3 protein-coding genes are annotated in these 3,456 nt (G+C 58.1%); 1 reads left to right on the forward strand and 2 read right to left on the reverse strand.

All coding sequences use genetic code 11. The features are described 5' to 3' along the window. Positions 1 to 228: 228 nt before the first annotated feature. Together A5481_RS16320 and A5481_RS32555 are read right to left on the reverse strand one after the other, a co-directional pair. On the reverse strand, positions 229 to 1,212 hold the full coding sequence (locus A5481_RS16320; RefSeq protein ID WP_048437627.1) for a helix-turn-helix domain-containing protein: 984 nt from the start codon (positions 1,210 to 1,212) through the stop codon (positions 229 to 231). Between the two features lie 546 nt (positions 1,213 to 1,758). Continuing rightward, complete coding sequence (locus tag A5481_RS32555; protein WP_082173641.1) at positions 1,759 to 2,340, reverse strand: tyrosine-type recombinase/integrase; 582 nt, start codon at positions 2,338 to 2,340, stop codon at positions 1,759 to 1,761. A 437-nt stretch (positions 2,341 to 2,777) separates the two neighbouring features. On the opposite strand from A5481_RS32555, the gene A5481_RS33620 reads away from it, so the two are divergent. Continuing rightward, complete coding sequence (locus tag A5481_RS33620; RefSeq protein WP_064504049.1) at positions 2,778 to 3,386, forward strand: hypothetical protein; 609 nt, start codon at positions 2,778 to 2,780, stop codon at positions 3,384 to 3,386. Positions 3,387 to 3,456: the final 70 nt, after the last annotated feature.

Consider the following 3,456-nt stretch of genomic DNA (forward strand, 5'->3'; position numbering starts at 1 on the left):
CTGCCCGCCACCCTCGCGGGAATGCACCTCGTCGCCTTCAGCGTCCTGCTGCTTCGAAGGGCCGCAGACTTCGCTGTGGTCCGTAACAGCCTCTAGACGGTTTAGGCGTCCGATCTGGTGCCGGGATCGTCCCAATCATGTGGCGGCAGCTCATTTTCCTTCAAGCCAGGGCCTGCACGAGGATCATATTGATTTTGCGAGAATACGACCCGGACCGCCGATGTCGAATCAGAGATCTTTCATCCACGAAAGCAGGAGGGACTCCCGCGCGATGTGGACCCGGCTCTGGGTCTCGTGATCGACCTCGCTCGGGTTCAATCCGTATTTGCGCCGGAATGCACGGCTAAACACGCGGTCATTTTCGAAGCCAAGGGAGTAGCCGACGGCGGCGATCTGCTGCTTGCGGTCTCCGGGCTGTGCCAGAATCTGCATGGCCCGGGCGAGCCTCCGGTTGCGAATATAGGAATAGATGCCACCGTCGCTTTCAAATATTTTGTAGAGAGGGGTGCGAGAAATTGCGAAACGCGCCATCACTATGTCCGCATCAACGCGCGGCAAATTTTCCTCGATAAACTGTCGAATAGCGATGCCCGTAACGACATTTTTGTCGTATGCGCTATCGTGCTCGCCGAGAAACATTGCATTGCTCAGCGCGATCGTCGCCGGAATGATGTGCCTCATCTGCTCTGGACTGGCGTCGCGTAGGCATGCGCTTACATTACGCATGTGATCCGCCATGAGCTTGGCAATCGGACTTGAGGCTGTTGGAATAATTTGACCGTGCCAGGCCGAGGCGTCGCCGATGCGATCCTCAAGACAGCGCCGTGGTACGGCTAAGTTGAGGCCGGTCATGCCCCTCGTCGTCGACACGATAGGCTGCGATAAGTCAAAAGCTACAAATGATTCTTGAGTAATTTCTGTCGTTGCTCCGCAAATGCCAACGTTAGTGTTTCCAGACGTGTAGAGACGAAGCACGATATGATCGAGATTTTGTGCGGCAACGAGGGCAGGTGTGCGCTCGATTTTTTGTGCCGATGCCTCGATCTCACCAAATACGAGTTGGTTCAAATGGTGATATCTATGAAATGCCGTTTTTGGAACAATATCGGATTGATCGATCGTGGTCACGAAAAACGAGGATAGGCTTTCGATCCACGCACGCCTACGACGCCCTTCGTTCTCTATGTGCTCGAAACGATGATCGATGACCACGGAGTATCCACACCCAAGGAATGCGATGCGCTGATGTACAATTCGTAGCGAGTCCTTTCGTAAGGGAATTTACGGGACATGCCAAGGCTGCTCATGGCGGGAGCCCGGTCGTCCATCGTCAGGGACGCAGCGTCTGTAGGAAAGGATGGATCGTCCGTCAGGCACCGTTCTGCGACGCAGTGTATTAATAGCTTCGAAAGGAGAACAACACCAACTTACGAGCCAAGATATTGGATTTGTTGATGCGACGATCAATGTATCATGACGCGGAAAAATCTAATGATGGATAGATGTCGTACAATGGCGCGGGGAAATCTGACAGGTGGATTCGGCAGCGCCGGCCGTAAGCCTTCGCCGCTGCCTGGATCGCTGGCGCAAGCCGTACCGGACGAGGAAATGCTGACAACGGCGACGACTCAGACCCACGGCCTTCATCAGGATCATGATCTTGATCAGCTCGCTCTCGTCTCCCCCCACGAGAGGGGTACGACGAGCGCAAAATCTTTCCTGGGGAGACACATCGATCAAGGATCTCGTCGCACCCGATCACCACATACGAGCGGCGATCTCGCGCTCCTCGGCTCCGATGGCATTGGTGTAGATCGCCGTTGTCGCGATGTCGGCGTGGCCCAGCCAACGCTGAACCAAGTTCAGTGGTACACCGGAGCGCAGCGCGTGCACACCAAAGCCATGGCGCAAGCCTTTCGGCGAGGCTGCAACTCCCACGATGCCAGCATCCTGCATGACGTCTTTGATGTAGCGCCAGGCCGTATTTCTGGCGATCCCCCAAAGACGCTCGTGCGGCGGTCCTGGCGGGTGGACGTCGAGGAGGCTTGCGAGATAGTCGCTCGGTACCGGCACCTCCCGGACGATGCCAGGGCGTCGCTTCTTCAAGCAGCGCACCGCCACGATCCCGTCGTCGACGTCGAGATCGGCGCGCGTGAGATCGAGCGCTTCGGATATTCGACAGCCCGTCCAGACGAGGGTCAGGCACAGGGTCTCTATCGTCGGCGGGCGATTGGCTGCTGCCGCCAGAAAGCGGGCTCGCTCGCTGGGAGTCAGATACTTGCGTTGACCGTCTCGCGAATACAGCGAGGCGGCCGCTGGAGACGCTTGGCGTTGCGTCATAGCTGGATGTCCCGACGTCGCCACGACTCGGTGAGCGACCGTGGCTGTTAAGAACGCTTTTGCCAATTCTGATCCACGCACCGGCGTAGCTCCTGACGCAGCTGCTACTGCGCTCTACGGGGTCCCGTCATTGGCCAAGCTTGTAACTGGTGATTCGGCCTTGCGGCAAGCCTAGATCCGCTGCAATTTCAGAGTCATGATCAGAATTGGCAATAGTGTTCCAGGAATCGCCTGATATCTCTGGATTTGGCCAAAGCATAGCGATTCGCGTAGGTTTTGGGTTTATGTGAATCGTGGGTCGCTGCCCGATCTCGGCTGGCGTGCCTATGCCTTATGGTCCGTCGAACACTCGGATGTCTGTCGATCCCGCTTGGGGCCGTGCGCACACGCGCGCCTCCTCATATCGACCCCCCCCTTCAATAACGAGGCCGCCACCAATGCTCCCCGATCATTCCCCTCGCAGTGTCAGCGGCCTCCAGCACTACGACCACGTGCTGGACCTCACAGGCCGGCAATACCGCCTCACGGGGGAGGGCGTGACCGTCGGCGTGGTGCTCGGCATGCTCGATACACGGACGGGCCATCTTCCGATCGGCCTTGTCGACGGGCACAGGGGCTACTGGGAAGGGACGCTCTACTACGACGCGAACCGTCGCTGCCTCGACGTTGCCGACCCTGGTCGATGGACGGCGTTCGTCGACACGTACGCGAGTGGCGGCTGGTTGCTCCAGCTCGCTGGCGGACTCGGCAGCTTCGCTTTGGGGTTTGTTTCCGCAATCGGCTCGACGATTCTAGATGTCTTCAGCTTCGCCATATTTCCAGCAATGCTGCTCGGCCTCGTTGGACTCCTTGTCTACTGCTTGCTGGGCTATGTTGTTTTTATGGGCGTGCTGCAATTTCTACCGTATTTGTTCGGGGGCATCGCGGCCTGGCTCGGTCTTTGTGGACTGATCGCTATGGAGCGTCGCGCGCGCTGCCGCCGAGTTGGGCAGGCCATTGAATGGGATTGCCCCGGATCGGTGGACACCGAGAACGCTTTCGCGTGAGGTGTTTTTGCCATGCCGAGAACCCGTCCCCCGTACCCGGCGGAGTTCCGCCGCCAGATGGTCGAGTTGG

Origin of the sequence: Methylobacterium platani, from assembly GCF_001653715.1 — a bacterium.
Classification (GTDB): domain Bacteria; phylum Pseudomonadota; class Alphaproteobacteria; order Rhizobiales; family Beijerinckiaceae; genus Methylobacterium; species Methylobacterium platani.

Coding starts and splice junctions, on each gene's coding strand:
- A5481_RS32555 (WP_082173641.1), bottom strand. CDS start 2,340: ATGACGCAACGCCAAGCGTCTCCAGCGGCCGCCTCGCTGTATTCGCGA.
- A5481_RS33620 (WP_064504049.1), top strand. CDS start 2,778: ATGCTCCCCGATCATTCCCCTCGCAGTGTCAGCGGCCTCCAGCACTAC.